At 38.3% G+C, this 6,861-nt stretch carries 6 protein-coding genes; all 6 read right to left on the minus strand.

Translation table 11 applies throughout. The features are described 5' to 3' along the window. Window positions 1-16: 16 nt before the first annotated feature. A complete protein-coding gene (locus tag H4O18_RS21230; protein WP_187588432.1) occupies window positions 17-940 on the minus strand; it encodes an ROK family protein in 924 nt (307 codons plus the stop codon). A gap of 68 nt (window positions 941-1,008) precedes the next feature. Continuing rightward, a complete protein-coding gene (locus H4O18_RS21235; RefSeq protein ID WP_187588434.1) occupies window positions 1,009-1,746 on the minus strand; it encodes a GntR family transcriptional regulator in 738 nt (245 codons plus the stop codon). Between the two features lie 80 nt (window positions 1,747-1,826). Next, window positions 1,827-3,125 carry a glucosidase family protein gene (locus H4O18_RS21240; RefSeq protein WP_222942494.1) on the minus strand — a complete coding sequence of 433 codons (1,299 nt, stop codon included), beginning with the start codon at window positions 3,123-3,125 and terminating at the stop codon, window positions 1,827-1,829. Next, the gene (locus H4O18_RS21245; RefSeq protein WP_187588436.1) at window positions 3,112-3,327 is read right to left on the minus strand and encodes a hypothetical protein; all 216 of its coding nucleotides are present in this window, start codon (window positions 3,325-3,327) and stop codon (window positions 3,112-3,114) included. The genes H4O18_RS21240 and H4O18_RS21245 overlap by 14 nt, the downstream gene beginning before the upstream one ends. Before the next feature lie 18 nt (window positions 3,328-3,345). Then, the gene (locus H4O18_RS21250; protein WP_187588438.1) at window positions 3,346-5,112 is read right to left on the minus strand and encodes a class I mannose-6-phosphate isomerase; all 1,767 of its coding nucleotides are present in this window, start codon (window positions 5,110-5,112) and stop codon (window positions 3,346-3,348) included. Window positions 5,113-5,521: 409 nt separating this feature from the next. Then, a partial coding sequence (locus tag H4O18_RS21255; RefSeq protein ID WP_187588440.1) for a DUF1553 domain-containing protein occupies window positions 5,522-6,861 on the minus strand: 1,340 nt, incomplete at its 5' end.

Genomic DNA, 6,861 nt, shown 5'->3' on the forward strand with positions numbered 1-6,861 from the left:
TGTATATATCATTTACCTAATAAATCGTGTTTTTTAATTGTTCCCAGAAATAGGAATCATATAATTTGGCACTCCCTATAATGGCCGCTTCTTCCAATACATCCGATATTTCAAAATCAACTTGTAATCCGGTATCTTTGATCTTGTTTTTCAAAGCTGGGAGAAAAAGTGCACTGGCCTTAGAAACATTGCCTCCAAGAATAATAAGGTCGGGTTGATATTTTATAAGAAAAGGCAACATAAATTCTGCCATATTTGAACCGAATTCAAGAAAAACCTTTCGGGATGAATCATTGTTAGCCTCAGCTATTTCTTTTACACCTATTGTCTCCTCTCCCGTTATCTCCTTATATCTTTTAACACACCATCGTGTGGAAAAGTAATCATCGCCCAAGCCTAACTTATATGGTTTGTCCCACATAAATCCTCCTTTAGGCACATTGTCCACTGTAACTTGTGGCACACCATCCTGTAGAAATGCAGAACCAAACCCCGTGCCCAATGTAATGGCGACCACCTTGCTATAGTCTTTGGCTTTGCCCATGGAGGCAACCCCCACCCCAAAGGCAGTAGCGTCATTCAAGAATCTAAAATCCATTTTATCCGCATGAAGGTATTTCGACAATTCAGCCGGTATAGAAACCCCGTTTAAACTTTCATATTTTTGGTTATTTCCTATGAACATGCCCAGACCCTTTTTATAATTAAATGGACCTGGCATTGCGAAACCAATTCTAATCTCATCATGAACATCCATGTATTCTATAGATTGATTCACAGCCATACTCCAGCACTTGAGAATATTATCTTTGGATGCCTTATTATCAACTTTAACCGAAAAGGTACTGCCTTCAATCAAATTAAGTAGATTCAAGTCCACAATTGAACTTGTAATATGACTGCCTCCAATGTCCACTCCAATTACCTTCAGCTCAGCCATAAATGTCGTTCTTTATGTTCCAATGTTTGCACATATTAATTTGATAAAAAAAATTCAATCAGAAATTACTAGAGCTCCCTCTTGATATCTATATCATATGTAAAATAATCAGTGTGATAATACACTATATTGTATTCCACAGGCCTATCCCCAATATCCAAGACTAATCTTTCCCGTTTTAAAATTGCCACATCTTTCCCAACGTCCAGCATTTCAACAATCTTGCTATCGGCCTTAACAGCCCTTAGCTTTTCCTTTGAGGTAGAAACTATTGTATCATGTTCCTTTGCCAATAGTTCATACAAGGGGGTTACAAAGTTCTCATCTCCGGTAATCCCCACTCTTGGATGAAAATAAGATACTGAATACAAATATTTGGCTTCTTTAGAACCTCGTATTTTTTCTAGTTTCCATATTTTTTTAGTCTTCCCTACCCCCAAAGCTTCATATACTTCATCTTCCACGGATACCAGTCCAATTTTAACCAAATAGTTTACGACTTCAATACCCTGGTTCCTCATTTCTTTGGTAAAGCTGATCCAATTATCTAAACGGGTCGATATTTTTTTGGTCACTACCTTTGTACCCACCCCCTTTTTGCGCTCTATTAATCCTTCGTGCACCAATTTGTTGATAGCCTGACGGATGGTATTCCTTGAAACCCCCAATTTTTTGGATAAAGTCACCTCCTTTGGTAAGAACTTTTTCCCAATTTTATATTCTTTCTTAACAATAAGACCTCTTAAATACTCCTCTATTTGGGCATGAAGCGGGACGGCGCTATTTTGATCCAATTTAAAATCCATATGTATCTCGGCTTTCGTTTAGGTTAATAAATTCCCTAATATATAATAATTTAAACCAAAGATAAATCTTAAGATCCGTATTACTTGTGCTTTTCTGCCCATTCCTCCATTAACTCAATAGCATTATACAGTACACCAGCGGACCCCCTGAATGTTCCTGAACCCTCCGGTCTATTGTCAATGGTATACCATTCATAAAATCCATTGTTTTTTACAACACGATCGGTCATCGGCAGTAATTGCTCGTAAGCTTCCTTTACAAAACCATATTTGACCAATTGCTGAATCATTCGGCCGCCAAACCAAGTCCAATCGCCCCCATTTTGATATCCGTAAGGATACATCCCCTTGTTTTCAAACGCCCATTCAGGATAAGGGGGGTACAAGGTAAGTCCAATTGACCCAGCCCCAGAAGCTTTTACGTTAGCAATCATTTTATCCAAAGAAGTTTTTATTTGTGCTTTACTCAACAATCCTGCTTCAATTGCCACTGCTGTACCCCCATGATAATAAATAGCATTCTCGTTAAAATTATCAGGGTAAGGAGAGCCATCCAAATATACGTGTGGAATGAATTTCTGATTTTTGTCATCCCATAAAACCCTCTTAATATTTTTTGCCAATTTATTCCTTATAGGCTGCCACTTGGTCTTGGCCTCCCGTACCATCTCCATTAGATTGTCAAGGGCAATCACCATCATGGCATTATCATAAATATCAACACAATATTTGGTATCGTCCGTAATATACACACCCCAGGGATGTGTGTGCTGTACGTCGCCCCAATCTGCCGTAGTGGCACCATAAATAAGACCAAATTCAGTGGCCCATCGATAATCCAGCAGAAATTGCATTGCTTTTTCCATCCGTACCGCTACGGTTTCTGTGCCAACCTTTGTACTTAGGAAGTTTTTATTGCCTGTCTTCTTCAAATACTTAAAGACGGCTTGCACCAAGGAACTTTCATGATCGGTTTCTACTGTATTTTTGTGTCCGCAATAGTTTGATTCCAAATCGCTATAAATGTATTGATAGCCCCCATCCGTTTTCACTGCTTTTTCTTTAGGTATAAATCCATCTATGATGTTTCCATCGGCACCTTGCAGCCTAAAGAACACCAATAAGTTCTCCTCTAATTCCTTAGCCTCAAAAACTTCGGCAGATAACTCAATAAAAGTATTGTAATCCCTAATCCAAACTTCTCCATAGCCGTCGCCAGCATTGAAACCCGTCTTAACCACTTCCAGTGCTTTATTTTTAACTTGAACAAATTCTTCATTAGCAATGACCTTATTGGCCAATTTATTATCTCTATATTGAGCCGTGCATATACCAACATACACTGTCATAAATAAAATACAGTATTTATTTATTCTCATTGAATGTATTTTTAACATCTAGATTAGAAAGAGTCATACTTCCCAATCCCCAATTTACATTAAGATTAGGGCCCATTTCCAATATTAAAATACCTCCCTTCAACAACTCCCTAACTGTAACCCAAAAGTTTGACAACTCTTTTCCGTTTAAGGTCGAACTCAGCACATATTTGTTATTGAATAGTCTGAATATGGTTCTCATATATAATTGATTTATAACTTAACATTCTTCATCCTTTACGAAGGCGACTATTACCTTAGCCTTGACGCCCCCTTTATTTATTAATTTATAATTACCAGTGGCGGCAGGTATGGCAAATGTTTCAGCATAATGGAATTCTCGAACTGCACCTTCAATTTCTAGGTCAATACTACTCCCTTCAACAAGCATCAATATATGGCACTGACCTAAATTTTCAATAAGCACATCTTTGTTGAATTCATATCTATAAATGTCATAAAAATGATCTTTATGTGTAGGCAAATGAACTTTCTTCCATGAATTTCCAAATTCAATGACTCGTGGCTTAGACACCAAGGTCTCTTTAACAACGCTTCCCTTTCTACTGAAATCTAAATTATTAAAGGCATGATCTATATTTAATGGTCTGGGATTACCATCCAAATCCAAACGCTGCCAATCGTACATTTTAAAAGTGAAAATATATGGGGTGGCACTAATTTCCAAAATCATATTGTTGATGCCGGAACAATGTACAGTACCGTGAGGAATTAAATATAGATCATGTTTTTTTGCAGGGAGTTTCATCACATATTTTTCTACATCCAAAACTTCTTTGGTCTCATAAGAATATTCTAAATCTTGTTTGAATTTCTTAGGATCAATCCCTTCTTGAAACCCCAAATAAACATTAGCCTCCTTACCTGCATCAAGTATATAATAAGTTTCATCCTGAGTAAAATTTTCTCCAAATTCCCTTTTTATATAATCTGGCTTGGGATGACATTGAACAGATAAATTTCCCCCTTGAAAAGTATCGAGAAAATCAAATCTTATTGGAAATTCAAACTTAAACCTATTGGCCGCCTTACCCAAAACGTTTTGGTTCTCCTGAAACATCAACATATCGAATGACACTTCCAATAAATTACCATTATCCTCAAACAAAAGTCCATTTTCAGGTACTATCATCTCAAAGGACCAGGCATAATTGGGAACATCTTGATTTAACCCCATAAAATGTTCCTTCATCCACTGTCCTCCCCAAACCCCTGGTTCAAACCATGGTCTTACTCTAAAACAGGATTGGGACATTTTTGATAAACTAGAATGCAATGCAGAACCTTCCATCCAAGTGGGTTCTCCAGGCCTTTGCTGATCCACAATCCAGGATATTTTTGGCAATAATTTCCTTTTTTCTTCATTAAGAATCGGCCAATCTATGAAATAGAAATGCTTGTATACTTGTTTATCATCCTTAAAAGCATTAGTTCCTAAATTACGCACCTTCTTAGCCCTCATTCTAAATTGTAATTCATTTTTAGGCAAATCAAAATAAACCAGGCAACCTTTAACATTACAAAGACTAGAACCGGTACCGTATACAATCCATATATCAGTTTCTTCTTTCTGCTTAATGACACCAATCTTATTTAAATCAAAATATTCGTGCAACCTCAAATTGGTTTTGCGCCCGAAGATAGGATCATCTCCACCTAAATAAGGCTGAACCATTTTTTCTATATCCTGCTCCGATTTTAGACATTCCTTTATATCATAGACACATACTGAACGTCCCAAATGTTCCAAAGAAGTTACAAGCGATGAAATAACTTCTTCCCAATCAACACCAATATAACCATCCAATATAATTGTATTCTCATTGGCCAACTTTATAGCCAAATTTTCATAGCCTAGACCAATTACACCATCGAACACAGGGTGTACTGGCAAGATATCATAAGTTTTATGTTTATTTTTCTTCTTCTTAACCGGAATAATATATTGATTCGTTTTTCTTTTCATTTTGAAAAATTCAATATTTAATATTCAAATATAACAAAATACATGTTCATATGTATATACATACATGAATTAATATAACATTTGTATCTCACTTTGGGAATTTAATTTAACTATGCACTTCCTATAACCTCCTTTATAATTCGGATTGGAATTCAGTTAATATGATGTTTTGGAGGTCCTTAAGAACCTTTTTTAAACACAACATACATAACCACACAAGCGTATTAATGATGGAAATATTTGTTAAAATAAGGAATTAATAATCTTGACAGAGAATCCAAGATAATTCAAAAAACATTTTTATATAATTGAATAGCTAAATTGACAATGAAATTTCAAAATTGAGGCCCATTAGAATTGTCAGTTATAGTGAAATGAACTTACTTTAAACCTAATCGGTAAATAATAATCACTCCTTGGTAATAGTTTCATCAAGATTGTATATCACCTGGGCCGTTAACATCAGCGCAGCTGTCTTTGCCGGATCGGTATCCAACCTCTTATATTCGCCTTGGGCAATCAATTTTTCGGCATTTTCCTTGTTGTTCAGGAAATTGTCCAGGGCATCGGTATAGTATTCCTCCAAGACCTTTTTTTCTTCCTCCTTGGGGTTCCTGACCAAAATGCGTTGGAATACAGCGGTAACCCATTGTTGCGAATCTTTGGTTTCTGCAATGGTATTTTCCGCCAATACCCGTGCAGCCTCCAACATTTGAACATCATTTTGAAGTGCCAGTGCCTGTAAGGGGGTATTGGTCTTCTGTCTCCTTACTTCACAGATATCCCTGTTGGGCGCATCAAAAATCGACATACTGGGCGGTGGCAGAGTCCTTTTCCACAAGGTATACAAAGAACGTCTGTACAGTTTATCGCCCTCGTCCTGAACATAACTGGTTAATCCTCCTCTGTTGGTTCCGGCCGTGGTCTCCTCCCATAGCCCCGGGGGCTGATAGGGCTTTACACTGGGTCCACCAATTTCCTTGTTCAACAGCCCGCTGGTGGCCAGAACATAATCCCGGATGATCTCCCCGCTCATCCTAAATCTTGGGGCCCTGGAAAGCCACTTGTTGTCGGGGTCCGCCTTTTTGGACTCCTCCGTGGCTATGGAACTTTGCTGGTAGGTGGCAGAGAGCATTATCTTCTTCAACAGATATTTAATGTCCCAATCGTGCTCCATAAAATCCTTTGCCAACCAATCCAACAATTGTGGATGGGAGGGCAGGCTTCCCTGTACCCCGAAATCCTCCGAGGTAACCACAAGTCCGCTCCCGAACAACATCCCCCAGATCCTGTTCACGAAGACCCTCGAGGTCAATGGATTGTTCTCATCGGTTATCCATTGGGCCAATCCCAATCTGTTCTTTGGAAGTTTTTCGGAAAATGGCAGGATGAATTCAGGTGCATTGGGCGACACTTCCTCCCCAGGGCTGTCATACTCCCCACGATCGAAAATGTAAGTGGTTCTGGGCAGTGAATCGTTCATGACCATGACATTGACATCTTTCCCTTCAGCCTTATTGATAAAGGACAGGACCCCAACGGTCTCCTTATCGGTAATGGTCATAAAGGGGGCATCCGCAAAATACTCCTTTCTAAAAGCGTCACCAGCGGTCTTCTGCAATCCTTTTTCATCCACATTGTTGAAAAAGGAATAGATTTCAAAATAATTCTTCTGGGACAACTGATCGTATTTATGGTCATGGCATTTGGCGCATTCCAGGGTTAGGCCCAAAATGCCCTTCCCCAAGG

The sequence above is a fragment of the Arenibacter arenosicollis genome, assembly GCF_014397245.1.
Lineage (GTDB): Bacteria > Bacteroidota > Bacteroidia > Flavobacteriales > Flavobacteriaceae > Arenibacter > Arenibacter arenosicollis.